Origin of the sequence: Bacillus sp. 105MF (assembly GCF_000374885.1) — a bacterium.
Classification (GTDB): Bacteria; Bacillota; Bacilli; order Bacillales; family Bacillaceae_G; genus Bacillus_A; species Bacillus_A pseudomycoides.
Window position 1 is genome coordinate 84,885 of the sequence record NZ_KB895576.1, and the last position, 25,495, is coordinate 110,379.

At 36.5% G+C, this 25,495-nt stretch carries 30 protein-coding genes and 2 pseudogenes; 7 read left to right on the top strand and 25 right to left on the bottom strand.

Features of this window, described 5'->3' with window-relative positions:
* The 6 genes from C564_RS0116945 to argC form a co-directional block, all read right to left on the bottom strand.
* Complete coding sequence (locus tag C564_RS0116945; RefSeq protein WP_003200118.1) at positions 1-552, bottom strand: DUF2062 domain-containing protein; 552 nt, start codon at positions 550-552, stop codon at positions 1-3.
* Between the two features lie 167 nt (positions 553-719).
* Entirely contained in the window at positions 720-1,670 is a 951-nt protein-coding gene (gene argF, locus C564_RS0116950) for an ornithine carbamoyltransferase (protein ID WP_006095911.1), read from the bottom strand.
* A 12-nt stretch (positions 1,671-1,682) separates the two neighbouring features.
* Positions 1,683-2,843: an acetylornithine transaminase gene (locus C564_RS0116955; protein ID WP_018766124.1), complete on the bottom strand. Its 1,161-nt coding sequence runs from the start codon at positions 2,841-2,843 to the stop codon at positions 1,683-1,685.
* Positions 2,840-3,607: an acetylglutamate kinase gene (gene argB, locus C564_RS0116960; protein ID WP_006095913.1), complete on the bottom strand. Its 768-nt coding sequence runs from the start codon at positions 3,605-3,607 to the stop codon at positions 2,840-2,842. The genes C564_RS0116955 and argB overlap by 4 nt, the downstream gene beginning before the upstream one ends.
* Before the next feature lie 11 nt (positions 3,608-3,618).
* On the bottom strand, positions 3,619-4,842 hold the full coding sequence (gene argJ / locus C564_RS0116965) for a bifunctional glutamate N-acetyltransferase/amino-acid acetyltransferase ArgJ (RefSeq protein ID WP_018766125.1): 1,224 nt from the start codon (positions 4,840-4,842) through the stop codon (positions 3,619-3,621).
* A 12-nt stretch (positions 4,843-4,854) separates the two neighbouring features.
* Positions 4,855-5,892 (bottom strand): N-acetyl-gamma-glutamyl-phosphate reductase, encoded by a 1,038-nt coding sequence (argC, locus tag C564_RS0116970; protein WP_006095914.1) that lies wholly within the window; start codon positions 5,890-5,892, stop codon positions 4,855-4,857.
* A 225-nt stretch (positions 5,893-6,117) separates the two neighbouring features.
* On the opposite strand from argC, the gene C564_RS0116975 reads away from it, so the two are divergent.
* Positions 6,118-6,303, top strand: a complete 186-nt coding sequence (locus tag C564_RS0116975; protein ID WP_018766126.1) for a YqzH family protein — start codon at positions 6,118-6,120, stop codon at positions 6,301-6,303.
* 29 nt (positions 6,304-6,332) lie between these two features.
* On the opposite strand, the gene C564_RS0116980 is transcribed toward C564_RS0116975, so the two are convergent.
* Together C564_RS0116980 and C564_RS0116985 are read right to left on the bottom strand one after the other, a co-directional pair.
* Positions 6,333-7,127, bottom strand: coding sequence for an SDR family NAD(P)-dependent oxidoreductase (locus C564_RS0116980; protein ID WP_018766127.1), 795 nt, complete (start codon positions 7,125-7,127; stop codon positions 6,333-6,335).
* A 9-nt stretch (positions 7,128-7,136) separates the two neighbouring features.
* Complete coding sequence (locus tag C564_RS0116985) at positions 7,137-8,090, bottom strand: MBL fold metallo-hydrolase (RefSeq protein ID WP_018766128.1); 954 nt, start codon at positions 8,088-8,090, stop codon at positions 7,137-7,139.
* A 166-nt stretch (positions 8,091-8,256) separates the two neighbouring features.
* Between C564_RS0116985 and proI the strand changes: the two genes are divergently transcribed.
* Complete coding sequence (proI, locus tag C564_RS0116990; protein ID WP_018766129.1) at positions 8,257-9,096, top strand: pyrroline-5-carboxylate reductase ProI; 840 nt, start codon at positions 8,257-8,259, stop codon at positions 9,094-9,096.
* A 57-nt stretch (positions 9,097-9,153) separates the two neighbouring features.
* Here the strand turns inward: proI and sdaAA are convergent, their stop codons facing one another.
* The 4 genes and pseudogenes from sdaAA to rnz all read right to left on the bottom strand — a co-directional run bounded on the left by sdaAA (position 9,154) and on the right by rnz (position 12,979).
* On the bottom strand, positions 9,154-10,032 hold the full coding sequence (gene sdaAA / locus C564_RS0116995; RefSeq protein WP_003208393.1) for an L-serine ammonia-lyase, iron-sulfur-dependent, subunit alpha: 879 nt from the start codon (positions 10,030-10,032) through the stop codon (positions 9,154-9,156).
* A gap of 18 nt (positions 10,033-10,050) precedes the next feature.
* Positions 10,051-10,710 (bottom strand): L-serine ammonia-lyase, iron-sulfur-dependent subunit beta, encoded by a 660-nt coding sequence (sdaAB, locus tag C564_RS0117000; RefSeq protein WP_016116224.1) that lies wholly within the window; start codon positions 10,708-10,710, stop codon positions 10,051-10,053.
* Between the two features lie 48 nt (positions 10,711-10,758).
* Positions 10,759-11,678, bottom strand: a pseudogene (locus tag C564_RS33550) (PTS sugar transporter subunit IIC).
* A 377-nt stretch (positions 11,679-12,055) separates the two neighbouring features.
* Positions 12,056-12,979 carry a ribonuclease Z gene (rnz, locus tag C564_RS0117010; protein ID WP_018766131.1) on the bottom strand — a complete coding sequence of 308 codons (924 nt, stop codon included), beginning with the start codon at positions 12,977-12,979 and terminating at the stop codon, positions 12,056-12,058.
* 188 nt (positions 12,980-13,167) lie between these two features.
* Between rnz and C564_RS0117015 the strand changes: the two genes are divergently transcribed.
* From C564_RS0117015 to C564_RS34895, 3 genes and pseudogenes are all read left to right on the top strand, one after another.
* Positions 13,168-13,419 carry a DUF3932 family protein gene (locus C564_RS0117015; protein WP_003200148.1) on the top strand — a complete coding sequence of 84 codons (252 nt, stop codon included), beginning with the start codon at positions 13,168-13,170 and terminating at the stop codon, positions 13,417-13,419.
* A gap of 293 nt (positions 13,420-13,712) precedes the next feature.
* Positions 13,713-14,237 (top strand): YhcN/YlaJ family sporulation lipoprotein, encoded by a 525-nt coding sequence (locus C564_RS0117020; RefSeq protein WP_018766132.1) that lies wholly within the window; start codon positions 13,713-13,715, stop codon positions 14,235-14,237.
* A pseudogene (locus tag C564_RS34895) lies at positions 14,237-14,341 on the top strand (MgtC/SapB family protein); the annotation flags it as partial. The gene C564_RS0117020 and the pseudogene C564_RS34895, both read left to right, overlap by 1 nt.
* Positions 14,342-14,383: 42 nt before the next feature.
* Here the strand turns inward: C564_RS34895 and C564_RS0117025 are convergent.
* The gene (locus tag C564_RS0117025; protein WP_018766133.1) at positions 14,384-15,622 is read right to left on the bottom strand and encodes a DNA polymerase IV; all 1,239 of its coding nucleotides are present in this window, start codon (positions 15,620-15,622) and stop codon (positions 14,384-14,386) included.
* A gap of 158 nt (positions 15,623-15,780) precedes the next feature.
* On the opposite strand from C564_RS0117025, the gene C564_RS34900 reads away from it, so the two are divergent.
* Complete coding sequence (locus tag C564_RS34900) at positions 15,781-15,987, top strand: hypothetical protein (protein ID WP_033797230.1); 207 nt, start codon at positions 15,781-15,783, stop codon at positions 15,985-15,987.
* 55 nt (positions 15,988-16,042) lie between these two features.
* Here the strand turns inward: C564_RS34900 and C564_RS0117030 are convergent, their stop codons facing one another.
* Both C564_RS0117030 and C564_RS0117035 read right to left on the bottom strand, forming a co-directional pair.
* Entirely contained in the window at positions 16,043-17,161 is a 1,119-nt protein-coding gene (locus tag C564_RS0117030) for a tripeptidase T (protein WP_018766134.1), read from the bottom strand.
* Between the two features lie 127 nt (positions 17,162-17,288).
* Positions 17,289-17,831: a GNAT family N-acetyltransferase gene (locus tag C564_RS0117035; protein WP_018766135.1), complete on the bottom strand. Its 543-nt coding sequence runs from the start codon at positions 17,829-17,831 to the stop codon at positions 17,289-17,291.
* A 358-nt stretch (positions 17,832-18,189) separates the two neighbouring features.
* Here C564_RS0117035 and prli42 point away from each other — a divergent pair, with 358 nt between their 5' ends.
* Positions 18,190-18,282 carry a stressosome-associated protein Prli42 gene (prli42, locus tag C564_RS36200; protein WP_016116231.1) on the top strand — a complete coding sequence of 31 codons (93 nt, stop codon included), beginning with the start codon at positions 18,190-18,192 and terminating at the stop codon, positions 18,280-18,282.
* 112 nt (positions 18,283-18,394) lie between these two features.
* Here prli42 and C564_RS0117050 read toward each other — a convergent pair whose 3' ends face one another.
* From C564_RS0117050 to C564_RS0117095, 10 genes are all read right to left on the bottom strand, one after another.
* Positions 18,395-18,634 carry a DUF3894 domain-containing protein gene (locus C564_RS0117050; RefSeq protein ID WP_016116232.1) on the bottom strand — a complete coding sequence of 80 codons (240 nt, stop codon included), beginning with the start codon at positions 18,632-18,634 and terminating at the stop codon, positions 18,395-18,397.
* Positions 18,635-18,697: 63 nt separating this feature from the next.
* Positions 18,698-19,258, bottom strand: a complete 561-nt coding sequence (locus C564_RS0117055) for a L,D-transpeptidase (protein ID WP_018766137.1) — start codon at positions 19,256-19,258, stop codon at positions 18,698-18,700.
* A 207-nt stretch (positions 19,259-19,465) separates the two neighbouring features.
* Complete coding sequence (locus tag C564_RS0117060; protein WP_003200157.1) at positions 19,466-20,434, bottom strand: aromatic acid exporter family protein; 969 nt, start codon at positions 20,432-20,434, stop codon at positions 19,466-19,468.
* A gap of 100 nt (positions 20,435-20,534) precedes the next feature.
* A complete protein-coding gene (locus tag C564_RS0117065) occupies positions 20,535-21,257 on the bottom strand; it encodes an amino acid ABC transporter ATP-binding protein (protein ID WP_018766138.1) in 723 nt (240 codons plus the stop codon).
* Positions 21,250-21,909, bottom strand: a complete 660-nt coding sequence (locus tag C564_RS0117070) for an amino acid ABC transporter permease (protein ID WP_003200153.1) — start codon at positions 21,907-21,909, stop codon at positions 21,250-21,252. Before C564_RS0117070 ends, C564_RS0117065 begins: the two co-directional genes overlap by 8 nt.
* 37 nt (positions 21,910-21,946) lie before the next feature.
* On the bottom strand, positions 21,947-22,732 hold the full coding sequence (locus tag C564_RS0117075; RefSeq protein ID WP_003200151.1) for a transporter substrate-binding domain-containing protein: 786 nt from the start codon (positions 22,730-22,732) through the stop codon (positions 21,947-21,949).
* Positions 22,733-23,128: 396 nt separating this feature from the next.
* The gene (locus C564_RS0117080; protein WP_003208428.1) at positions 23,129-23,542 is read right to left on the bottom strand and encodes a BrxA/BrxB family bacilliredoxin; all 414 of its coding nucleotides are present in this window, start codon (positions 23,540-23,542) and stop codon (positions 23,129-23,131) included.
* A gap of 152 nt (positions 23,543-23,694) precedes the next feature.
* Positions 23,695-24,102, bottom strand: coding sequence for a YjdF family protein (locus C564_RS0117085; RefSeq protein WP_006095958.1), 408 nt, complete (start codon positions 24,100-24,102; stop codon positions 23,695-23,697).
* Between the two features lie 120 nt (positions 24,103-24,222).
* The gene (locus C564_RS0117090) at positions 24,223-24,696 is read right to left on the bottom strand and encodes an NUDIX hydrolase (protein ID WP_018766140.1); all 474 of its coding nucleotides are present in this window, start codon (positions 24,694-24,696) and stop codon (positions 24,223-24,225) included.
* Positions 24,697-24,775: 79 nt separating this feature from the next.
* Entirely contained in the window at positions 24,776-25,480 is a 705-nt protein-coding gene (locus C564_RS0117095; protein WP_018766141.1) for a DUF421 domain-containing protein, read from the bottom strand.
* Between the last annotated feature and the right edge of the window lie 15 nt (positions 25,481-25,495).

Consider the following 25,495-nt stretch of genomic DNA (forward strand, 5'->3'; position numbering starts at 1 on the left):
TTATATTTGTACAAGTGGTTCTCTCGCGCGTTTTTTTCTTTTTTTCAAACGTAACTTACGGTTCTTTTCATATAAATAATGCACAACAAAATAAGATATTACTCCAAATACAACCCCGAAAATTGTCATCCCAATTAATACATATACTTCACTCTGTAATAAGCTCTTTAACATAATAAAAATATTACTCGAGAAAAGATCAGATATTGTATATGGTTTATGCTGAATTACCTTTATTTCAAATGGATATAAAGTTTTCCCTAATGCATACGCAAACGGAAACAAAATTACCGGAAGAAATGATATTTTTCCGATAATATTACCAATAACCGCTGCTGGAAAAGATCCCTTTGCTAAGCGTACAATTGGATAAAAAATAAGATAAACAAGTGACGCTGTATAAATCACCAACATTTCCAAAGCAAATCCAATCGCAAATCCACGTGACACTTTCTTCGCTCCTTCTGGCGACCGGAGCAACTTATAATAATGAAATTTAAGCACTCTCCAAATACGTTGAAAAAATGAATATGTTTTTTTACCTGTTTGCACAATTATCATCTCTTTAATAGTTTTTTCTCTTCGTAGTATGAACTTAATACTACGACACAAACAACCCTATTTAACTTCACTTATACTAACTTCATCTTATTATAAATGATACAAAGAACATTCACCAAATATACATCAGACATTTCGTAACAAAAAAACCTCCCCGATTAGGAAGGTTTTTTGATGTTTTGAAGTAGACTTACCAATAATGCTTTTTGAGCGTGCAATCGATTCCCTGCTTGCGCAAAGACAACAGAATGCGATCCATCTATAATTTCTCCTGTTACTTCCTCTTCACGATGAGCGGGTAAACAATGTAAGAAGCGATACGTTGCTTTCGCATGCTGAACAAGTTTTTCGTTCACTTGAAACGGTTGAAATAATTGGTATTTCCCTTCCGTATCTTCTTGCCCCATGCTCATCCAAACATCGGTATAGATAAAGTCAGCACCTTTCACTGCCAACTCCGGATCATTCAAAACTTCAATATTTGCTCCCGTCTCATTTGCAATTTCTAGTGCACGCTTTACAATTTGTTCATTCGGTTCATACCCCGGGGGAGTCGCCACTGTCATATGCATACCGACTTTTGCACTTGCTAGCAGTAAAGAGTGACATACATTATTTCCATCCCCTAGGTAAGCAAGTTTAATCCCTTTAAATGTATGAACTTCTTCATAAATTGTCATCAAATCAGCTAATGCCTGACACGGATGATGATCATCTGTCAATCCATTAATAACAGGAATACTTGCTTCTTTCGCAAGCTCCTCTACATCTGCGTGCGAGAATGTACGAATCATAATTCCATCAATATAATGAGATAATACTTTTGCTGTGTCTGAAACACTTTCTCCTCTGCCAAGTTGCATTTCTTTTCCACTTAGAAACATTCCATGTCCACCGAGTTGTACCATTCCTGCTTCGAAAGAAACACGCGTACGAGTTGAATGTTTATCAAAAATTAACCCTAATATTTTCCCTTCTAATAAAGGTTCATGCTTCTCTTTTTTTAAATACATTGCAAATTCAATTAGCGCAATTATCTCCTCTTGCGTCAGTTCTTCTAATGTTAAAAGATCTTTCGTTTGTAATTTCGGTACTTGTATAGTTGACATAGAATTTCCCCCTTATAATATTGGTGATTTTTGTGTACAAATCACTCTTTTTATCATATTTACTGCTTCGTCTATTTCTTCATTCGTTACAATGAGTGGTGGTAAAAGTCGCAAAACATTTGTTCCAGCTTGCAATACAAGAAGCCCCTCTTTTTCTAACTGTTCTATAATGAATGTGACGTCACACTTACAAACGACTCCAATCATAAGTCCTCTCCCTCGAATATTAGTAATCCATTCAACATCAAGTAATTCTTTCTTTAATTTTTGCAGGAAGTATTCTCCCTTTTCTTTTACTTCTTGTAAAAATGAAGGTTGTTTTATAATTTGTAGTACTTCTTTTGCTGCTGTCATTGCAATGTAATTTCCGCCAAATGTTGAACCATGAGTCCCCGCTGAAAAAGCAGTCATAAGCTCTTTCTTTCCAAGCATTGCCCCAACCGGGATCCCATTTCCAAGCGCCTTTGCCGCTGTAACGATATCTGGGGATGTTCCGGTCTGTTCATAAGCAAACAACGTTCCCGTTCTTCCCATACCCGTTTGCACCTCGTCGATTATATAAAGAGCACCATATTGTCTACATAACTTCTCAATCTCTTGCAAAAAGGAAATATCAGCAGGTAAGACGCCACCCTCACCTTGAACAACTTCCACCATAACTGCAGCTACTTCTTCATTCATTGTCTCCCTGAGCGCGGCTATATCATTAAAGGGAATATGTGAAAAAGATGGAAGAAGTGGACCAAATCCCTTTTTTACTTTCTCTTGCCCCGTTGCGCTCATCGTTCCAAATGTTCTTCCATGGAAAGATTGCTGAAATGTTAAAACAAGAGATTTCCCCGTATGCTTCCGCGCTAGTTTAAGCGCTGCTTCATTGGCTTCTGCCCCGCTATTACAAAAAAACACGTAATCTAACTCACGCCCCTCTGTTAGCAATTCAGCTACCTTTTCTTGTGCCTTGTGCGGAAAAAGATTTGATATATGCCAAATTTCCTGTAATTGCTTTTTTACTGCTTCTACAAGTACAGGATGACAATGTCCTAAATTACATACAGCAATTCCAGAAGTAAAATCTAAATACTTTTCCCCACTTTCATCTATCACTTTTGTTCCGGTTCCTTGAACAATTTCAACACTGCGTCTCCCATATGTCGGAAATATATGACTACTCATACGATATTCACCCCTTTTGTTACCGTCGTTCCAACCCACTCCCCTGATGTTCCTACAAAATGTTTTGTACCATTTACAATGCTGACATGCTCGACTCCCATCTGTATTGAGGTGAGAGCAGCCTGCACTTTCGGAATCATCCCCCCTGTAATAATTTCTTTTTCTATCAGACGTAGGATCTCAGCTTCATCCGCTTTCGTTAACAACTTCCCTTCGAACAATATCCCATCTACATCCGTAATAAAAATAAGTTCTTTCGCCCCCAGCGCAGCTGCAATTCCGGCTGCGGCTGTATCTGCATTTATGTTATAAACCTGGTTTCCTCTTACCCCAATTGGAGCAATAACCGGAATATAATTCAAATCTAGTAACCCTTTTAATAGTGAAGTCTCTACACCGCTAACTTCACCAACATATCCAATATCCTCATCAAAAGGCTGAACTTGAAGTAATTTCCCATCACAACCAGAGATTCCGATTGCATGCAAGCCATGCTTTTGAAAATTCATCACCATTTTTTTATTCGTGCTTCCGCATAAAACCATTTGAACAACATTCATCACTTCTTTTGTCGTCACACGTAATCCATTCTTCTTTTCAATTGGAATATTAAATCGCTTTAGCTTTGCATCAATTTCTGCTCCACCGCCATGAACAACAATAACTTGATATTTTTTCTTCAGCTGCTCTATACATTCAAAAAACACATGTTCTAAACGTTCTAGCATACTACCACCGCATTTTACTACGATATACTCGCTCATCTTCTCTCTCCTTACGTACGATAACAAGCATTTATTTTCACATAGTCATAGCTTAAGTCGCAGCCCCAAGCTCTTCCTTTCTCTCCTCCAAGGTGCAAATGAGCATCAATAACAATTTCAGATTCCTTTAATTTTTGTTTCATTTCCTCTTGAGAAAACGCTTGTGGCTCGCTGCTTTGTAAAACAGGAATAGACTGAACAGCAATATCAACAGCGATAGGATCAATAACAACTCCACTTTGACCAATCGCACTAATAATGCGGCCCCAATTTGCATCTTCACCATACATTGCAGTTTTCACAAGACTTGAGCCAACAATTTGTTTCGCAATCTTATTCCCTTCTTCTACTGTTCGTGCTCCGTATACATTTACTTCAACTAACTTAGTAGCACCTTCACCATCTTTAGCAATTTGCTTCGCTAAGTCCTCACATACCTTTTGCAAAGCAAACATAAACTTCTCCCACTCCGTATGATTCGTATAAATAGCAGTTGTTCCTGATAACCCACTTGCCATTACAACGACCATATCATTTGTAGATGTATCACCGTCCACAGTAATTTGATTAAATGTATGATTCGTAACTTGTGATAATGCTAGCTGGAGTGCTTCTTGTTCTATATTTACATCTGTTGTAATAAAGCTAAGCATCGTTGCCATATTCGGATGAATCATACCAGAACCTTTTGCTGCCCCTGCAATCGTCACTTCTTTTCCTTCAATCATAAACTGATAACATGATTGCTTTATAACAAGATCCGTTGTTAATATCGCTTCATAAAAGGAAGCTGCCTTCTCTTTTTCTTTCGATGGTACGAGATAGGAAATACCAGTACGAATTGCTTCCATTGGTAAAGAAACTCCAATGACACCTGTTGAAGCAACTGCTACATGATTTTCTTTTAGCTGGAATTGTTTCGCAGCCAACGTTTTCATTTCATACGCATCTTGTAACCCCTGTACACCTGTACATGCATTTGCATTTCCGCTATTTACAACAATTGCTTGTAGCTTTCCTTCCACAGCTATACTTTCTTTTGTAACTTGTACTGGCGCAGCTTGAAATTGATTTGTTGTATAAACAGCTCCGCAATTAGCAGGAACATCACAAACAATTGCTCCCATATCTTTTTTCCCTTTTTTCAACCCAACCTGGGTACCAATCGCTGCAAAACCTTTTGGCGTTACAATTGATCCACTTGCAACTTTTATAATAGAATCTGTTCTAATCATCATTCTTCCCCCTTATGGATAGAGCGGCATATATTGTAATCCCGCCGTTTCCTCCAGACCTACTAATAAGTTTGCATTTTGAATTGCTTGCCCAGCCGCTCCTTTCATCATATTGTCGATAACGGAAACTACTGTAATACGTCCTGTTCGTTCATCATAAGCCGCTCCAATGTCACAATAATTTGAACCCCTTACTTCTTTTGGACTTGGAAACTCTCCTTTAGAACGGATACGAACAAAAGGAGCATGACAATACGTTTCTTCATATAGCTTCTCTAATATCTGTGCATGGATATCTCGTTTTGCTTTTGCATAGAGAGTAACCATAATCCCTCTCGATATCGGAATTAAATGTGTACTAAATGTAATTGGTTTCGCCTGTTTATTCCACTCACCAAGCATTTGTTCAATCTCTGGAACATGCTGGTGCTCATTCACTTTATAAATATGGAAATTATCATACAGCTCTGGAAAATGGGTCATTGTTGCCGGTGTTTTTCCCGCTCCTGACACCCCTGATTTCGCATCGATAATAAGTGAGTCTTCCTCTATCATCCCGCCCCGCATTAATGGCGCAGCTGCTAGCAGTGCCGCTGTTGCAAAACATCCTGGATTTGCAACCAATTCCGTTTCTTTAATAGCTAACTTTTTCCATTCACTTAATCCATACACTGCCTTTTGAAGAATTTCTTCCTTTGCAGCAGGCCTTTTATACCATGTTTCATATGTACAAGGATTCAACATACGGAAATCACCTGATAAATCAATAACTTTTAAACCAGACGCTAGCAAGCGGGGCGTCAGCTCCGCCGAAACCCCTGCTGGTGTCGCTAAAAATACAATACTAGCCTCCTTCGCTATTACATCCACGTCGATTTCTTGTAACGTATGGACAATAAAATTTTGTAAGTGCGGATATACATTTGTTATTCGTTCCCCTACTTGTGAAAAAGAATGGACAGATGTAATCGAAAAATATGGATGATGATGTAACAACCTTATTAACTCAATTCCTCCATATCCAGTTGCTCCAATAATCGCGACTTTCATATGCTCCTCCTTATATCGATTCTTTAAATTAAATATGATTATAATATTGTATATTTATAGAGTCAATTAAATATTTATTAATTTTAAAAGTTTTAAAAACGTAATTTTTCTAGAAAAACAATAATTATACATGAATTTTTATACACCTTTGATGTACGCTAGTATTTTTTCTATACTTCAAGTACAATAAAAACAATACATTTATACATGCAAGCGGGGAAAAACATGAATGAAAAATTAATTGAAAAGATGTTGATAAAAAGTTTTCGGCAATATCAATGTAAACCTATTTCAAAAGAGGATCGGGAAACTTTAATTCAAAGTGTCCAAACAACCATTGGTTCGGAACCTAATATCGATGTATATGAAGCAATTGAGGATATTGTTTATGAATATATTACGGGAAAATAAAAAATAGGAGATTTCCAAATGGAAATCTCCTATTTTTTACTTAATGATTTACCTGCTATACGTTCAAAAAAACCTGGAAATAACGCAAAAAGTTTTGGCCCAACACTCATCCATTTTGGCAAATTCACTTCACGCTTTTTCGTTTGCATCACTTTTACAATTTGCTCTGCTACGTATATTGGCTTTAACATGTAACGTCCCATATTTTTTACATATGTACCTGATTGATCAGCAATATCAAAAAAGTTTGTGTCAATTGGCCCTGGATTAATCGCTGTTACATGAATATTTGTATTTGAGAGCTCCATGCGTAAGCTATTCGTAAATCCTAATACCGCATGTTTGCTTGCTGCATACGCACTAGATTTTGGCGTTGCAATTTTCCCTGCTAACGAAGCAATATTAATGATTTGTCCACTATTTCTCTCTAACATATGAGGTAATACTGCTTTCGTACAAGCTACTAATCCAAATACATTGACCTGAAACATATCTTTCACTTCAGTCATGGACGCTTCTTCAAACGTTTTGAAAATACCAAAACCAGCATTGTTTACCAATATATCAATCTGCCCTGCATCCTTTAATATTCTTGCAAAAACAGTATCAATCTCTGCTTCTTCACTTACATCTAATACGTAATAATAGCAAGGCGTATTGTAAGTCGCTTTAATCTTTCCAGCTAATACTCGTAGTTTTTCTTCTGTCCGCGCTATTAATACAGGAATCGCGCCTTGCGCTGCAACTTGCATCGCAACTTGTTCTCCAATTCCACTAGAAGCTCCTGTAATGACGATTACTTTTTCTTGTAAACGTCCTGTCATCGCTGTCACCTACTTTGCATAATAAATCAATTGTGGCGACGATTCATCAATCATCACTTGTTGATTATATGCTAAAAAGTCCAATTGTCCAACTGTTTCCGAAATCGTAAGTGGCAATTGTTCTTTATATAATACAGGAAATAATTTCACACATACTTCGAAGGCTGTCATCGGTTTTTCTTTTAATAATTCTAACACTTTGAAAGCACGTGTTTCTTGTTTTTGCAACCTTCCCTCTATCAGCTCTTTCACATTCACAATGTCTTCTCCATGACCTGATAAAATGCATGAAATCTTCATGTTACTTAAACGTTTTAATGTTTGATTATATTGTAGTAAAGGTTGCGCTCGCTCTGTCTGTCCTTCATATGGCGGTTCTAGTATCGGATTGGAGGAAATATGACTGATTAAAGCATCCCCACCAATTAATAGTCCATCACGCTCCCTGTATAACGAAATATGAGTCGAAGCATGCCCAGGTGTTTCAATAACTGTAAACTCAGGTAACGATTCAATACTGTCTCCCTCTCGTACAGTATGCGTTAACGATCTATTACAAGAATATTTAAGTGTTTTCGTCGTAAGTAATGCTTCATCCTTCAAAAATGCTTCTGGAACTCCGAACTGTAATGCGGCTTCTTTAAAAAATTGTTGATAACGTTTCAAAAATTGAGAATCCTGCGTAATCCACGGCTCATTCCAAGGATGGCCCACAATATTTGTCTTCTCAGAAAATGTATTTAAAAGCCCACAATGATCAGCATGATGATGTGTAATCACTACTGTTTCAATGTCTTCTATCCTATATCCTAAAGTCCTTAATTGTTTTTCTAATGCTGCCCTGGCCTCTTTTGTATTTGTCCCTGTATCAATTAATGTTAATGATTCTCCCTTTACTAAAAACACATTAACTGTCTCAACTGCAAATGGAACAGGAATCTCCATTCGATGAATTGCTACCATGTTTATGCCCCCCGTCTCTCTCCGGTTCAAAAATGAATCCCTCTTCAGTTTACAACTTCTTTAAAAATTTGTCATTATTTTCAGATAAAAAGGAGGTGTTTTCTATAATAAAACGAATGTATGTAAATTTATAAGTTTTTCTTACAAAAATTAAGGAGGCTTCATCATGTCTATTCAAAATATTTCCTTTCTAGGTGCCGGATCTATAGCTGAAGCAATCATCGCCGGTTTATTAGATGCGAAGGTTGTAACGGGTGAACAAATTACAGTAAGTAACCGCTCAAATGAAACAAGATTACAGGAATTACATACAAAATACGGTGTCAAAGGCACACATAACAAAGAAGAACTACTTGCTCATGCGGATATTATTTTCCTTGCAATGAAGCCAAAAGACGTCGCAGAAGCACTTCAACCTATAAAAAAATATATAACGAATAATCAACTCGTTATTTCATTATTAGCAGGTGTTTCTACAAGTTCTATTACAAGCCTGCTTCAAAAAAATGTTCCGATTATCCGAGCAATGCCAAATACATCAGCCACTATTTTAAAATCAGCCACAGCTATTTCTCCATCCTTGCATGCAACAGAGCAGCACATTTACATTGCTAAATCTTTATTTGAAACAATTGGCCTTGTTTCAGTGGTGGAAGAAGAACATATGCATGCTGTTACTGCACTATCTGGGAGTGGCCCTGCGTACGTGTATTACGTAGTTGAAGCAATGGAAGAAGCCGCAAAACAGATCGGCTTAGAAGAGTCTGTGGCTAAATCACTTATTTTACAAACAATGATCGGTGCCGCTGAAATGCTTAAAGCTAATACTAAGCACCCTTCTATCTTACGAAAAGAAATCACCTCTCCTGGTGGAACGACAGAAGCTGGGATCGAGGTTCTTCAAAGTTTTAATTTTCAACAAGCACTCGTCGCATGTATTACACAAGCTACAAAACGATCACATGAACTTGGAAAAACATTAGAACAATTAACAAACGAAAAATAATAAACGGAGCTCAGAAAATAGATCTGAGCTCCGTTCTTTTATCACGATTGTATTCTCTTATTTACTACTCTTCCCAAAAATCTCTTCTTGAAGGCGACGCCCTGTTGGTGTTGCTGCTAGTCCACCTTCAGCTGTCTCACGAAGTGCAACTGGCATTGTTTGCCCAATTCTAAACATCGCTTCAATAACTTCATCGCATGGAATTGTACTTGTTACACCAGCTAGTGATAAATCCGCTGCAATCATAGCATTTGAAGCACCTGCTGCATTACGTTTTACACAAGGTACTTCTACAAGTCCAGCAACTGGATCACATACTAACCCTAGCATATTTTTTAAAGCAATCGCCATCGCTGTAGCTGCTTGCTCTTGTGTTCCTCCAGCCATTTCAACAGCTGCCGCTGCTGCCATTCCACTTGCTGAACCAACCTCAGCTTGACAACCTCCAGCTGCACCTGAAATGCAAGCATTATTGGCAACAACCATCCCAAATGCTCCTGCTGTAAATAGAAATTCAATCATTTCTTCACGTGTTGGCTGTAATTTTTCTTTGAGCGCAAATAGTACGCCTGGTACAGTCCCAGCTGATCCAGCTGTTGGTGTTGCACAAATGATTCCCATTGCTGCATTTACTTCGTTTGTTGCAACCGCTTTGCTCACTGCATCCAACATCGTATGCCCAGATAAACCTTTTCCGCTCTTCATATACTCTTGTACTTTCACCGCATCTCCGCCAGTTAAACCAGTCGGTGATTTCACACCTTTAATACCACGCTCTACCGCTTGTTCCATCACGACTAAGTTTTTCTCCATGCCTGCAAGTACTTCTTCACGAGAGATACTTCTTGTCTCCATTTCACATTGAATCATAATTTCTGCAATTTTTACATTCTGTTCTTTAGCTTGCGCCACTAGTTCCGCTGCGTTCCGAAACATGGTGTGTCCCCCCTGCAATTAATCCATAATAGTTACTTGACAAATATTAGATTGTCCTTTAATTTCTTCGATAACTTCATCTGCCAACAATTCATCTGTTTCAATGACCATAAGCGCTCTTCTTCCTTTTTCCTTACGTGAAACACTCATCGTACTAATATTAATTTCATGTTTGGCAAGTATAGAAGCTACAGATGCAATCGCTCCAAAGCGATCATTATTTACAATAAGAAGTGCCGGACTTGTTCCTGATAGTTGTAAATCAAACCCATTTAATTCCACCACTTCAATCTTTCCACCACCAATTGAACAAGCGACCACTTCAATCTCCTCTTCTCCTTTATACAAACGAATTCTCGCTGTATTCGGATGTGGTGCATTCGCTTCTTCTTCAATAAAGTCCACTTCAATCCCACGCTCTTTTGCAATTTCTAGCGCACTTGGGATACGTGTATCATCTGTTTCAAATCCTAGTATACCACCAATCAATGCTACATCCGTTCCATGACCACGATATGTTTTTGCAAACGAGCCATATAACGAAATCGTAACTCTTTTTGGTTCATGACGGAAAAGTTGACGAGCAACTTGCCCCATTCTTGCTGCACCTGCTGTATGTGAACTGGACGGCCCAATCATAACTGGACCGATAATATCAAATACTGAGCGATATTTCATCATGATTCCTCCTAAATCTTTTATAAAAAATTGCTTACTACTATTCTATTAAGCTGCCGATTCTGTTGCCTTTCCTCCCGTACCACGAATTTGCTCCGCTGTACGAATTGGATAGTTTTTGAATAGAAGTGAGCCAATATATCCTGCAATAATACCAGACACCATAATACATAAGAAACATAGCGTTACTTTCATCGGATCATTAAAACCATACATAACCATAAGTCCGGCAATTGGCGTTGCTGTTCCTGTTGCATTATTAATAAGATCGAACATCGAGATAATAACTCCGGCAACCGCACCACCAATAAAGTTTGTTACATACACTGGAATTGGATTTGCTGAAATTAAATCTGCTTGCGTAAGCGGCTCAATTGCAACCGCAATCGTTGTACGTTTATCACCAAACTTCATTCGCTTAAAGAATTCATAGTTCATAAAGGATGAATTTGTTACAGCTAATGCCCCGATAGCCATTGGTAGCCCTGTTAAACCAAGAAGTGCCGTTAGTGCCATTGAACTTAGAGGTGCAGTCGCAACAACTGTAATAACACCACCTAATATAATCCCCATAACAATCGGACTTACATCAGCAGCTGATGTAATAACTCCTCCGATTTGCTTCAATGTTGCTGTTACAACTGGATCCATTCCTTTTGCAATCAATCTTGTTAATGGCGCAGCGATTACGATACATGCAATTAAATCTAATCCTTCTGGTACACGTTTTTCAATTTTCTTTACTAAAAATGAAATAAGATAACCAGCAATAAATCCTGGTAGCAATCCAAATTTTAACACAGAAGCCCCTACAAGCATAGCATAAACAGGTGATACCCCCATTGCTAACGCAACAAGAGTTGCACCAGCTACTCCGCCTAGACTACCTGCTGATTCTCCAAGAAACTAAAGAGTGAAAAAAGACTGAGTACAAATAATAATAATACGGTTCCCTTAATAATCTCCATGATGCCCTCTCTCTTTTAGTCAATTTCGTTTCGTTACGAAAAATGGCTAAAATGCACGCTGTAACTCCCGACGAATTGTAATTTGCCCTCATTATAGCTTGTTTTTTATGAAACGCTTACTTTTGTTGAATTTCAAAGTTTCAGAATTAATTTTTTTTTACTTCTCTTGTAGTAACAATAAGACAAACTACCTATATAACAGTTTTTCAAAATGACCGATGTTTTGTGTTTTTCTCATATCCATCTAAAAATCTTAAAATCCCTGTATTAGTTCATATAGATATCAAATGATAACAGTTTCAACTATCTTGTAGAGAAAAAATTTTTTATAAAAAATAAAACAATGGCAAACTTATGTTGCCATTGTTTGTAAAATGTTATCGTTCTACTGGAAAACATTTCAAATCCTTAGCTATTTCTGTATTTGCAAACAACAACTGAGCTTCTTGTAACAATTCCTTATATGTATCTGCTTGATAACGCGAACTAATGTGAGTCAATATTAACCGTTTCACATTCGCTTGCAATGCAATACTTGCTGCCTGTTCTGTTGTTGAGTGAAAATAATCATGTGCCTGGATTTCATCTGCTGCTGCAAATGTCGCTTCATGTACAAGTATATCTGCATCTTGCGCAAGGATTCTACTTGCTTCACAATAACGTGTATCCCCTAAAATCGTAATGATTCTTCCTTTTTGAGGTGGACCAATAAAGTCTTTTCCGTGTAAAACCCTTCCATCCTCTAATTCAACTACTTCACCGTCTTTTAAACGTTTAAAGATTGGCCCTGGCTTTACGCCAGCTTCTAGCAGCTTCTCAACAAGGAGATGTCCTTGTATGTCTTTCTCAACGATTCGGTATCCAAAACATTCAATTCCATGTGACAACCTCTTCGTTTCTACATGAAATTGCTTGTCTTCAAAAACAATACCCTCCTCAGTAATTTCTACAATTTCAAGTGGATATTTAACATGTGTTGTACTCACCGATAATGCGACTTCAATGAATTGCTTAATCCCTTTTGGTCCGTATACTGTTAATGGAGTTGTTCCTCCTTGAAAGGAACGACTTCCTAATAAACCAGGTAACCCAAAAATATGATCTCCATGCAAATGTGTAATAAATATTTTTTCAATGCGACGTGGACGCACTGATGTATGTAAAATTTGATGTTGTGTTGCTTCACCACAGTCAAATAACCACGTTTCACCTCGTTCTTCTAACAACTGCAAAGCGATTGCCGAAACATTTCTCCCTTTTGAAGGGACGCCTGCACCAGTTCCTAAAAATACAAATTCCACTTTCTTTCCTCCAGCTCTTTATAGAATCTATCTTTCATCTTACGGAATGTTATTTCAAATGGCAAATGAATTTCTATGAACTACTCATCTAGACAACTATATTAAACGAACGTTAACGATAAAAAAATAGCAATCGTTCGTGTTTTATAGTAAAATAATTGTATTACAAATAAAGGGAGCGTTTAACTATGAAAGAAGTATTTCGTTTACAAACTGATTTTTCATCTTCATTTGATCGCTGGGTAAGTTCTTTCGTGTCTGATCACCCAGCACCACTAGAATGGACGACTTTAAAAGAGTTAATTCATGAATACACCACATCGCATACAAATCGAACGTTACCTGAATACATTTCTTCATCTATCACATATTATGCACAACGTATTTCAACAACAAACAATTCAGAGATTGTGATTTATGAAAATCCTTCCATCTCATAATCTATAAAGTGAAACTTTAATCAGTGTCGCTTCACCCCCCACTGATTATTAGCCCTCACCAACCGGGCTTTTACGGACAGTTGATCCCCAATCTAACTACTTCTTTGCTTTCACTGAAATTTGAGATGGGGGTCTTACTGCCCGCAAATAGCGGGATAAAAATAAAAAAGCATCGAAAATCGATGCTTTTTTTGTTTTTATAAAATATACAAAATATCATCCCCTTTTTACTATGAATAATAAATGGACAACTGGTCATTTTAAAAACATAGTATTGTAAAGGAGAGATATCATTGAAAAAATTAAAGATGTTTTCAATCATTTTTTTGGCAATTATTTCATTGCTTGGATGTGCAGGAAAGCAAAAGGAGAAAGCATTGGATAATCGCGAAAACAATGGCGTACGAAATGTTACATACGAAGGAAACAACACTAACCTTCAAAGAGTAAAAAATAATACGAACGGTGTCACGAACAATGAAACACGACTGCATATAGCAAATAAAGCGGCAGATCGAATCGTTGAACTAGAAGAAATAGACAAGGCAAATGTAATCGTCACAAATAGAAATGCCTATGTTGCAGTTGTTTTACGTGAAAATGTAAAAGGACAAATCACAAAGCAATTAGAAAAGAAAGTTGCAGATCAAGTTAGAGCTACCGACCCAGATATTCGTCATGTATTTGTATCTTCAAATCCTGATTTTGTAGATCGAATGAGAGACTATGCGGACAAAATTAACCAAGGCAAACCAGTAACAGGGTTATTTGAAGAATTTACCGAAACCGTTCGAAGAGTATTTCCTAATTCTCGGTAACAAATCAAGTAGCCTTAATCGAGAAAGTAGTAAATCAAATGCTTTTGGAATCTGGAGTAACGACTGCAGGATGGAAAACTTCATTAGATTTAGAAGCGAGTTAAATATAAAAAGTGTCATGAGTACTAAATTACCATGACACTTTTTTATATAAATTTATTTTCCAATTTCTGCCGAAAAGATTTCTCCTGCTTTCGAAATAACTGACTCCCTCTTTGTAAAACAGGAGTTCCATATTTATCATTAATCTGGTCAATTACAGCTAATAGTGGCTCTTCTTTCGCATCTTCTTCAAATGAAAATAAATCCAGTTGTTTAATTGATTCTGTTTTCCATTCTAATTCCGTAGCTGTGACACCAAGCAATCGAATCGGATCGCCATCCCAATGTTGCTTCCATAAACGTGAAGCAGCTTGAAAAATATCACATTCTTCCCAAATTGCATTTTTTAATTGTTTACTCCGCGTTACTGTACGCCGATCATAGTATTTCATCATAATTTGAATGTTATAGCTGACAAGAGTCCGTTTTTGTAGCCTTTTGCTAACTGATTTCGATAAGCGCTCTAACATATCAAGCAATTCCTTCTCTTCATCCATATCCTTCGAAAATGTTGTTGAATTTCCGATACTTTTATGTTGTCCCATTTGATTTGGATCGACTTCTCTATCATCCATACCTTTTGCCCGTTTTTGTAAATCAACGCCGTGCTTTCCTATTTTTGCACGAATCACATGCGCTTCTCCCTTTGCCAACTGTTCAATTGTATGTATATGGATTTCTTTTAGCTTTTCTGCTGTTTTCTCACCAATTCCATGCATTGCTTCAACAGGACGTGGCCAAAGTAATTCCTGAATATCTCGTTTCCGAAACACAGTAATACCAAGCGGCTTTTTCATATCTGACGCAGTCTTCGCTAGAAAAAGATTTGGGGCTATTCCAATGCTGCATGGCAACTGTAATTCTGTTAATAATGTTTGTTGAATCATCTTAGCAATCTCAAGAGGTGAACCTAATCCATAACAATCTGTTATATCTAAGTAACCTTCATCTATAGAAACTGGCTGAATCTTTTCAGTAAAGCGTGAAAGAATTTGAAACATCTCAAATGACGCCTCGCGATATAATTTAAAATTCGGGTGCTTCACAACTAACTCTGGACATAACCGCTTCGCTTCCCAAAGGAGCATTGTTGTACGTACTCCGTATTCCCTTGCTTCATAACTACATGTTACAATAACCCCTTTTCGTTCTTTTTCATTCCCTGCAACCGCTAATGGTTTTCCTTTTAATGATGGATCATGGGCAATTTCAACTGACGCGAAAAAACAATTCATATCAACATGTAGAATGACACGACCGTTTTTTGGATACATTTCTCTCATGTTTCTCACCCCCCAAAAAAGAACGTTTGTTCCTGAATTTATTATATCAAATTCCTCAAAAACAGTGGAGCTTTTCAATCACAAAAACACGTTCTTTCCGACTATTTTTTGATATACTGAAATCAATAATGGATAATTATGTAAAAGGAGAGAGTGATATAAAAAACCATAGTAAACTCAATTACACGTTCCTCGTTATTATATTAATTATTGCTATTAATTATTTACTACTGCCGGTTTTTAATATTAATGTGAATACCTTCGCACTGCTACCTCACTTAGTACGTGTTGCAACAACGTATATACTCCCCTGGATTTTTTTATATTGGCTCATTCGCCTTGTAAAAGCAATCGAATCCAAATGAAAATGGCGTGTAAACCTATGATGGTTTACACGCCATTTTTTTCGTATGCTTACAATTATTTCGCTATTTCTTCAATAATTGCAACAACTAGTTCAGCTGTTTTTACTAATTCTTCAACAGGAATTTTCTCGTTTGTTGTATGAATCTCTTCATAACCAACTGCTAAGTTTACTGTTGGAATACCATGCCCTGCAATTACGTTTGCGTCACTTCCGCCACCACTTTGGTGAAGAGAAGGTGTACGACCAATCTTTTCAGCAGCACGTTTTGCAACTTCTACAACATGATCGCCATCAGCAAATTTAAATCCTGGGTACATAACTTTTACTTCAACATCTGCTTGACCGCCCATTTCTTTTGCAGTTGTTTCAAATACTTCTTTCATTTTTGCAACTTGCTCTTGCATTTTTTCATCTACTAAAGAGCGAGCTTCTGCGAAAATTTGCACATGGTCACAAACGATGTTTGTTTGTGTGCCACCTTCGAAACGACCGATATTTGCAGTTGTTTCAGAATCAATACGACCAAGTGGCATTTTTGCAATTGCTTTTGCTGCGATTGTAATTGCAGATACACCTTTTTCAGGTGCTACACCAGCATGAGCTGTTTTCCCGCGAATAATCGCATTTACTTTTGCTTGCGTTGGCGCTGCAACTACGATTTCGCCCACTTTTCCATTGCTATCTAATGCATAACCATATTTTGCTGTAACACGTTCACGATCTAATGCTTTCGCACCAACAAGACCTGATTCTTCACCAACTGTAATAATAAACTCGATTTTTCCATGAGGAATATTTTCTTCTTTTAAAACGCGGATTGCTTCAAACATGGATGCTAATCCAGCTTTATCGTCTGATCCTAAAATTGTAGTACCATCTGATACAATATAACCATCTTTAATAGAAGGCTTAATTCCTTTACCAGGAACTACTGTATCCATATGAGAAGTGAAGTAAATTGTATCTACTCCTTCTTTCGTCGCTGGCAAAGTACAAATTAAGTTACCTGCACCATGTCCAGTTACACCCATCGTGTCATCTTCAAATACTTCAACACCTAAAGCAGTAAATTTTTCTGTTAACACTTTGCAAATTTCTGCTTCATATTTTGTTTCAGAATCTACTTGCACAAGTTCCATAAATTCATTTACTAAACGTTCTTGATTAATCATGAGAATGCGCCTCCTGCATTGCATTAAGTATGTAACATCGTTAATTATAACAGAATTTCGCAAAAGTTTCGAAAGACAAGCTAAAAAAACAGATGGTTCACACATCTAGATAACCATCTGCTTTCTTCTACTCATTTAAAAGGACCCACCGCATATGATCTTCCCAAACCCCATTTACCATTAACATCTTCCGGGACACCCCTTCATATTGAAAGCCAATCTTCGTTACAACTTGAATAGATGCTAAGTTACGGGGCATAATCGGGGCTTCTATACGATGTAATTGGAATTCTTGAAAAGCCACTTCAATTGCTTTTCTAAGCGCTTCTGTCGTATAACCTTTGTTTAATTCATCTTTATCTAGTTTATAACCAAGAACACAGGACTGATAAATTCCACGCACAATTAAATTGAAAGAAATACAACCGATAATATTCGTATCATCACCTTTTTTAAAAATCCATAATCGAATAATTTTCCCTTCTACAAATTCTTTCTCATCTTTTTGCAACCGTTTTCTTTGATAATCCAATGTAAAAAAATCATCTGGTCGATATTCTTCCCACGCCTTTAAAAACTCACGATTTTTGTCGTAATATTGAAGAACTTGCTCTGCATACGACTCATCGATTTCTCTTAATTGCAAACGTTCTGTTTCATATACTTTCATTATCGTATCTCCATTCTTCAGCTTGCAAAACTTTTTTTAAAAGGCACCGAAAAAACTGTGTCCTATGCTGTTTATATTCTCTGTGTATTTCAAATTTTCCTGTTATATTTTAGATACATTTCTCGAATTTTGTCTTCTCTATACCCTTGTCCATGTTTCCATTTCTCGATACAATAAAGTGAAACTTTAATTATTGGGGGTTCTCCATTCCCCCAATAATTATTAATCCTCACCAATCGGGCTTTTACGGACAGTTCATCTCCCACCTACCTTCTTTACTTTTGCTGAATTTTAAAGTGGGAGTGTTACTGTCCGCAAATAGCGGGGGAGAGTTGGAATGATTGTAAGGAGGTTTAACATGAATAAGAAAGCACAAAAAGTTATGATATACGTTATGCTAATTTCAATGCTTGTAACAACATTACTCGCTGGAGCAAGTATGTTTTGGTAAGGAGGACGATATATAATGTCGTCCTTTTTTAGCACAAACAGGCTGTTTATTCTCCTGGATAGAAAATAAACAGCCTGTTCAATCACAATCATTTTAATGAATGATTTATATTTTATTTTATTATTAGTACAAGCGCTACAATACTAAATGAAAAAGCCATCACAAGGGCCATAACAAAGCTGGTATAATGTTTTTGCTGAAACGCTCCTATAACAAAAGTTACATTTAAAAGTGCCATGAACACAATTGACACCAGAAAAGAACATACATTAAAAGTTGCCAATATGAAAGTCACAATGAATAGAAAGCCAATAAAAAACTGCATATAAGAAAGCCTTGGATTCAAATACATACGAGCAACTCCTTTTCCAATAATCTTCGTATATCCTCATTAATACATGGATATGTACACATGTCAAGACAAGTTCGTGGAAAGAAAAAGCCAACTTGTTCGGTTGACCTTTTCGTAAACCAGAGCTCCTTTTTCTTTTGCAAGCTGCTGAAATGTTCTTTTCGATTTTACAATCCATACCTTTGTTCCAATTGGAATGCGATCAAATAAATATTCCACATCATTTTTTTTCATTCTAATGCATCCTTGTGAAATATATTTTCCAATTGAGCTTGGCTGATTTGTACCGTGAATACCATATTTACTCCCGTCAGTATCTCGTGCATTAAATCCCATCCACCTAGAGCCAAGTGGATTTTTTGGTGAACCACCAGGGATATCCTTCGCAATATAATAAGGATTTTTTGCCTTCATTACAATATCAAAACTTCCCTCTGGCGTTAACTCGTTTGTTTTTCCCGTCGCTATAGGAAAGACCTTTTGTATTTTACCATCATCAATATAAGCAAGCTTGTTCGTCTGCTTATTTACAATAATAAATGGATCTCCAGCACGCGGATTATCTCCAAGAGGCCATATCGGTGAAAGAGAAAAACATAATAGTAAGGACAGAAAATACGACATGATTCATTCCTTCCCTATATATATAAATCCATTTTGATTTTTCGACATATTAGCTGCGGCTATGAAAACAAAAACTACTCTCCACTTATTTCCTCTTTTATTTTCACACGGCATGGGGCGAAAAAAGGAACTGACCGCTTCTATGCATGGCCGGATGCTCTTGCCTACCTAAAAAGAATGGTTTGATGTTGGCTTTTTAATTTGGATTTATATAAGTTCTTTCACATTATCCTTCCCTTTAAACCTACTTTTAATAAGTAAATATTGCTCCATTTCATAAACAAGTTGAACAAGCTTCGCACGCATTTCAAATTCTTCACGTGTCTTAGGAAGTGGCATTTCTCTAAAAATCTCTCGCATTTCTTGTAATTGTCTAAGTGAAATAAGACCTGTGCTTTCAGGACGAATAGAATTCCCCACGTTTCCAATCACTTCCGCAATCATATCTGATTGCTCATATGACCACGATAAGGAAGCTGCAAGCGGCATAATCCGCTCTAAAATTTCAAATTGTTGCATACGCATATCAAAATACCGATAATAATAATCATCTTCTCGCATAAATTGATTTTCAAGTTTTTTGAAGGATAACTCTTTTGCTTGCTTTAAAATGTCCTCTGTTTCAATTAATTCTTTTCCAGCCCATGTACTATCTCGATTTCGTAAATATACAGCCATCTCAAATAAAATCGTTTTAAAATTCCATTCTACTTTTTCCTGATACCCTTTTAATTTTTTTTCTGCACTTGGCATATACATATTTACCAATAAAGCCACACTAATTCCAATTGTTAAAATTGCAATTTCATTTCCAATCGCTAACCATGTGATATGTTTTAATGAATACAAATGCATGACAATAACTGAACTTGTAACAATTCCTTCTTGAATTTTAAGCATAACAGCTGTTGGGATAAAAGTAAGAAGTAACAAACTAATAGCAAGTGGTGTATAACCAATTGTTTCAAAAATACAAAACGAGAATACCATCGATAATAAGCAAGCTAAAAACCGATGCAAAGATGCTTGGAGTGATTTTCGTTTCGTATTTTGCACACACAAAATAACCAAAATGCCCGCAGAACTATAAAATTCCAAACCGAATAGCTGCGCAATAAAAACTGCCGCACCTGTTCCAACTGCTGTTTTCACTGTACGATATCCAATTCTAAACATATCATTGCTCCTATATGTATAAACGTATTTACAGTAAGTATAAAAAAAGGATGACAAGCTGTCATCCTTTTCTCCTTATTATTCACGTAACTTTTACATGTTACAATATTTTTTGTAAAAATTCTTGTGCGCGTTTGCTTTTTGGTTCTGTAAAAAACTGTTCTGGACTTGTATCTTCAACAAGCTTTCCACCATCTAAAAAGAGCACACGATCAGCTACTTCTTTTGCAAATCCCATCTCATGTGTCACAATTGCCATTGTCATTCCTGTAGTCACTAAAGATTTCATTACTTCTAATACTTCTTTTACCATTTCAGGATCTAGTGCGGATGTTGGTTCATCAAAAAGCATAACTTCCGGTTCCATTGCCAATGCTCTAGCAATGGCTACACGCTGCTTTTGTCCACCTGAAAGACGGTTTGGATATGCATCCTTTTTATCGAGCAATCCTACCTTTTCAAGAAGTTCCTTCGCCTCTTTCTCTGCTTCTGGTTTTGCCACACCTTTTACATTTACTGGTGCGTACGTAATATTTTCTAATACTGTCATATGAGGGAATAAGTGAAAATGTTGAAACACCATTCCAACATTTTCACGAACACTCATAATATTTGTTTTTGGATTGGTCACTTCTTCATTCCCAATCCAAATGTGACCATTTGTAGGTGTTTCTAGTACGTTCATACAACGTAAAAATGTTGATTTTCCTGACCCAGACGGTCCAACAATCGCAACAATTTCGCCCTTTTCGATTGTTGTCGTAATTCCTTTTAGTACTTCATTTTGTCCAAATGATTTATGAAGGTTTTCAATTTTAATCACTTTTCTTCATTCTCCCTTCAATTGCTTTCCCGACTAATGTAAGAATAATTACTAGAATATAGTAAACAAGTCCGACAAATAGTAACGGCTCAAGATATTTAAACGTTTCACCGCCTACAATATATGCACGGCGCATTAAATCAGTCGCACCAATTACTGTCACTACTGCCGACTCTTTCGTAAGTGTTGCAAATTCGTTCACAAGCGCTGGTAATATATTTTTTAATGCTTGTGGTAAAATAATATTTTTCATCATTTTTCTATATGGAACACCGAGAGCCATCGCAGCTTCTGTCTGTCCTTTATCAACAGCCTGAATTCCTGCACGAATTACCTCTGACATATATGCACCCGAATTTAAACTAAATGCAAGTACCGCTGCTAAAAATGCTGGTATATCATATCCAATCATTTGCGGAACACCGAAATAAATAATCATTAATTGCAAGACAAGTGGTGTACCACGAAATATCGATGTATATAAATCAGCAGCGATATTTAACACTCTTACTCTAGCAATTTTACAAAGTGCTAATAACGTTCCAAGTATAAAACCAACTAAAGCAGATACTGCTACAATTTTCAGTGTAACTTCTAGTCCCTTTAATATATATGGTATCGACGGAGTAATTGCCGAAAAATCTAAGTTCATCTTTTGTCATTCCTCTCACAGAAAAGAGAAAGGCAGCTTATTTTTTGCTGCCAAACCATTTCTTCACTAATTTGTCCATTTCACCATTTTCTTGCATCTTCTTAATCACTTTATTAAATTCTGCTGTTTTGTCACTATTTTTTGGAAGGGCAATTGCTGCTCCTACTTCTTCTGGAGCTTCCTGAATTTCAATCCCTTGTAAACCTTTGATTTTTTCTAAATAATTTTTAGCAACTGTATCTTCTAAAATAGCAGCATCAAAACGTCCAGCCTGAATTTCTTGTACGATTTCTGGTATACGGTCACGCCCCTCCGCCTGGAAGTTCACTTGCTTGTTAAATTCATTCGCTTTTTCTTCTTGAATAGAACCTGTTTGTACCCCTACTTTTTTACCTTCCAAATCTTGTAATGACTTAATACCTGAATCCTTTTTCGAAACAATCATGTTTTTAGCAACAAAATAAATATCTGTAAAATCCGCATTTCCCTTACGTTCTGGAGTTGGTGTCATACCAGCCATAACAAAGTCAACTTTCCCCGAGCTAAGCGATGCTAACAATCCTCCAAAATCCATATCTTTCACTTTCACTTCATAACCAAGTTCTTTCCCAATATACTTTGCAATATCAACATCAAAACCGATAATTTCATCACTCTTTGAAGCTTCCACATATTCATAAGGTTTATAGTCTGCTGAAGTACCCATAACGAGTACTTTCTTATCTTTCTTCGTATTCGATTCCTTTGTTTCTCCCTTACTACAAGCACTAAACATACTTATTATTAAAATAAGTGCAAATGAAATTGATAATAACTTCTTCATATTTCTTCCCCCTAATAATGTATATTTAAAAGTTTTATAGAATTTTTATTCGATGTTTGTATTGTAGCAATAATTTTATTTTTATGCAACAATTAAAATAAAAATAAAATACAAATTCTATTAAAACGGTTTTTCTAGGTTGATTAATGTATAAATTAGTGTATAAATTATACATTTCATGTATATTCCCTCTCATTACAAATGATTATAAACAAATGTTATTAACTTCACCTCCTATAAAGTGAAACTTTAATCAGAGGGGGACTTTCTTTAACTTCTATTGATTATTAGCCCTCACCAATCAGGATTTTACTGCCCACAAACATCCTAATAAATGGAACAAAATAAAAAACGGTACATACACTTATAAGTGTATGTACCGTTTTTTATTTTCTATTAAACCTCTTTACAATTCTCTTCAAAGTACGATTGTAATTTTGCAATGACTTGCATTGGCTCATGGCCTTCGATTTCATGGCGTTCAACCATCGTTACAATCTTTCCATCTTTTAATAATGCGAAAGACGGAGAAGATGGTGGATATCCTTCAAAATATTCACGTGCACGTGCTGTTGCCTCTTTGTCCTGCCCCGCAAATACTGTTACAAGGTGATCTGGACGTTTATCATAATGTACGGAATGCGCAGCAGCAGGGCGAGCAATACCACCTGCACAACCGCATACTGAGTTTACCATTACAAGTGTCGTACCTGTTTGCTTAAATGCCTCATCAACTGCGGATGGTGTTGTTAATTCTGTATATCCAGCGGAAACAATTTCTTCACGCGCTTGACGGACAACATCATTCATAAAAAAGTTAAAGTTAATCAATGTTTTCCCTCCTCTAGATCTCTCTATATATCTTACCAGTTACCGTTTTAGAAATACAAGTAAACTTACTTGTATTCTTCTTATGCGTATAGAAAAAACGTCCTAGAACAAGTGTCCTAAGACGTTTTTTCTTAATGTCCGCGATGCTTTTGTTTTGCTTTTTGCACTTTGATAAGGCGTTTTTTCTGCTTTTCTGCTTCACGCTGTTCCTTAGATTGCACTCGCTTTTCTTGCTTATGCAATTCATAAGATAAACTAATTGCCTCTTGTGCCTTCGTAAAGCTTTTTGTATGCATTTCTTTTGCAGCTTCTCTTATGATACGTTTTATACTTTTCGGACGCTTTTTCTCTTCCACTTTAACACCGCATTTGGCAAAGTGATTAAAATACGTTAGCAACGTATTATTTACAAATACAAGTATCTCTTCGTCTGATGGCTCAGCACCAAAAATATACCTCGCTGCATACAAAATTCCTTTATGTGTATCCTCAATCATTCCTACAAAAAACTGACCATCATGATATACTGTCAATTTCATCGACAGCCCCTCCTTAGAAAAAAATTAGAAATACTGGACATCCCGGAGGGGAAGGTTACTGACATACTAGTATGCGTCTGGACTACCAACCAGAACTGTGTTTTTGTATTTCTATAGCTATTATATATTATTTCTACTTTCTTTTTCTATCTTCTCATATGCTTCAATCATTTTTTTATGTGATCCTACAATATACTCAGGCAATTCTGTAACGGGAAAGAATTTAAGCTGAACCGCTTCCTCTTTATTGACAGCTAGCAAACCTTCATATTCATTTGTATAATAAGCAGTCGTTACAGATTGAAATTCATCACCATTCGCTAATTTTATAAAGTAATTAGCTCCAGAGAACACATTAATGAGTTTTAAATTTTTCACATAAATTCCTGCTTCTTCATATACTTCACGGCAAGCTGTCTCTTCTGTGGATTCTCCAAGCTCCATTAAACCACCAAGCAATCCCCATTTTCCATACGGTTCTGTTCGTTGTTGTAATAAAACATGTCCACCTTCATTTAATACGAGAACAACAGCACCAACTAAAATTAAAGGGCGATGACCAACTACTTTTCGTAACTCCTCTACATATCCCATCGAAACAAACCCTTCTTTTTTTATTTCGTTGTCCACACTATTGTATCATATGCATAAGATGGTAAAATGCGTATTCATTTCATTTTTTTAACAAAATATTTATTTTTTCCATTTCATCTATCGTTGCTAATTGAATCAATTCAATTGATACTTTTTTTGATAATTCCTCCTTTGCCCATGTTTCCGTTTTCCCCAATAAAGTAAGCACATCCTTTTGAATTTTCCCGTCTTTTACAAGAATAAATGAAATAGGTGATTTTTTACCAGCTACTTTCATATCCAGCCGAGATACCGTTTCATATTCTGGATACTGAAATACCGAAACAACACCACTTGCTTCCCATAATGCTAATTTTATTGTTTTAATATCACTAATATTTTGTAAGCGTAATTCAGAAAATAAATACTCTACCGTAATTCTTGCTTTTTTCAAATTGCTAAAATCGATTGAACCATTATGTATGAGAATAACCGGAGCTGGTTCTAAAAAACGTCTCCACCGATCCCATTTCAACATTAAAATCGAACTTATGATATGAAGAACAACGAGCATAAAAGTTGTAATCATCGAGCCTGTTAAACCCACTTTTTCATCGGATAGTGCATTGGAAATATTTCCACCTAACAATAAAACTAATACCACATCTAAGAAGCGGAGTTGTGCAATGGAGCGTTGTCCCATTGCTTTGGCAACAATAATTAGAAAGATATATGCTATTATAGCTCGAATCATCCATTCTATATGAGAAAGATGATGTGCTCCCTCAAAAATATGCATATGCATGAATTTGCACTCCTT

What these genes read in the sequence shown, in the direction of transcription:
- proI (WP_018766129.1), top strand. Translation starts at nt 8,257, where the DNA reads ATGTCTATTCAAAATATTTCCTTTCTAGGTGCCGGATCTATAGCTGAA.
- sdaAA (WP_003208393.1), bottom strand. Translation starts at nt 10,032, where the DNA reads ATGTTTCGGAACGCAGCGGAACTAGTGGCGCAAGCTAAAGAACAGAAT.
- argC (WP_006095914.1), bottom strand. Translation starts at nt 5,892, where the DNA reads ATGAAAGTCGCGATTATTGGAGCAACTGGATATGGAGGAATTGAGTTA.
- sdaAB (WP_016116224.1), bottom strand. Translation starts at nt 10,710, where the DNA reads ATGAAATATCGCTCAGTATTTGATATTATCGGTCCAGTTATGATTGGG.
- C564_RS0117015 (WP_003200148.1), top strand. Translation starts at nt 13,168, where the DNA reads ATGAAAGAAGTATTTCGTTTACAAACTGATTTTTCATCTTCATTTGAT.
- argJ (WP_018766125.1), bottom strand. Translation starts at nt 4,842, where the DNA reads ATGATTAGAACAGATTCTATTATAAAAGTTGCAAGTGGATCAATTGTA.
- argF (WP_006095911.1), bottom strand. Translation starts at nt 1,670, where the DNA reads ATGTCAACTATACAAGTACCGAAATTACAAACGAAAGATCTTTTAACA.
- C564_RS0116955 (WP_018766124.1), bottom strand. Translation starts at nt 2,843, where the DNA reads ATGAGTAGTCATATATTTCCGACATATGGGAGACGCAGTGTTGAAATT.
- C564_RS0117075 (WP_003200151.1), bottom strand. Translation starts at nt 22,732, where the DNA reads ATGAAGAAGTTATTATCAATTTCATTTGCACTTATTTTAATAATAAGT.
- C564_RS0117050 (WP_016116232.1), bottom strand. Translation starts at nt 18,634, where the DNA reads ATGTATTTGAATCCAAGGCTTTCTTATATGCAGTTTTTTATTGGCTTT.
- C564_RS0117095 (WP_018766141.1), bottom strand. Translation starts at nt 25,480, where the DNA reads ATGCATATGCATATTTTTGAGGGAGCACATCATCTTTCTCATATAGAA.
- argB (WP_006095913.1), bottom strand. Translation starts at nt 3,607, where the DNA reads ATGAGCGAGTATATCGTAGTAAAATGCGGTGGTAGTATGCTAGAACGT.
- C564_RS0117060 (WP_003200157.1), bottom strand. Translation starts at nt 20,434, where the DNA reads ATGTTTAGAATTGGATATCGTACAGTGAAAACAGCAGTTGGAACAGGT.
- C564_RS0117025 (WP_018766133.1), bottom strand. Translation starts at nt 15,622, where the DNA reads ATGAGAGAAATGTATCCAAAAAACGGTCGTGTCATTCTACATGTTGAT.
- C564_RS0117055 (WP_018766137.1), bottom strand. Translation starts at nt 19,258, where the DNA reads ATGTCGTATTTTCTGTCCTTACTATTATGTTTTTCTCTTTCACCGATA.
- C564_RS0116980 (WP_018766127.1), bottom strand. Translation starts at nt 7,127, where the DNA reads ATGACAGGACGTTTACAAGAAAAAGTAATCGTCATTACAGGAGCTTCT.
- C564_RS0117085 (WP_006095958.1), bottom strand. Translation starts at nt 24,102, where the DNA reads ATGAAATTGACAGTATATCATGATGGTCAGTTTTTTGTAGGAATGATT.
- C564_RS0117080 (WP_003208428.1), bottom strand. Translation starts at nt 23,542, where the DNA reads ATGAATGATGTTGTCCGTCAAGCGCGTGAAGAAATTGTTTCCGCTGGA.
- C564_RS0117035 (WP_018766135.1), bottom strand. Translation starts at nt 17,831, where the DNA reads ATGAAAGTATATGAAACAGAACGTTTGCAATTAAGAGAAATCGATGAG.
- C564_RS0117090 (WP_018766140.1), bottom strand. Translation starts at nt 24,696, where the DNA reads ATGGGATATGTAGAGGAGTTACGAAAAGTAGTTGGTCATCGCCCTTTA.
- C564_RS0116975 (WP_018766126.1), top strand. Translation starts at nt 6,118, where the DNA reads ATGAATGAAAAATTAATTGAAAAGATGTTGATAAAAAGTTTTCGGCAA.
- C564_RS0117070 (WP_003200153.1), bottom strand. Translation starts at nt 21,909, where the DNA reads ATGAACTTAGATTTTTCGGCAATTACTCCGTCGATACCATATATATTA.
- C564_RS0117030 (WP_018766134.1), bottom strand. Translation starts at nt 17,161, where the DNA reads ATGATTAATCAAGAACGTTTAGTAAATGAATTTATGGAACTTGTGCAA.
- prli42 (WP_016116231.1), top strand. Translation starts at nt 18,190, where the DNA reads ATGAATAAGAAAGCACAAAAAGTTATGATATACGTTATGCTAATTTCA.
- C564_RS0116985 (WP_018766128.1), bottom strand. Translation starts at nt 8,090, where the DNA reads ATGGTAGCAATTCATCGAATGGAGATTCCTGTTCCATTTGCAGTTGAG.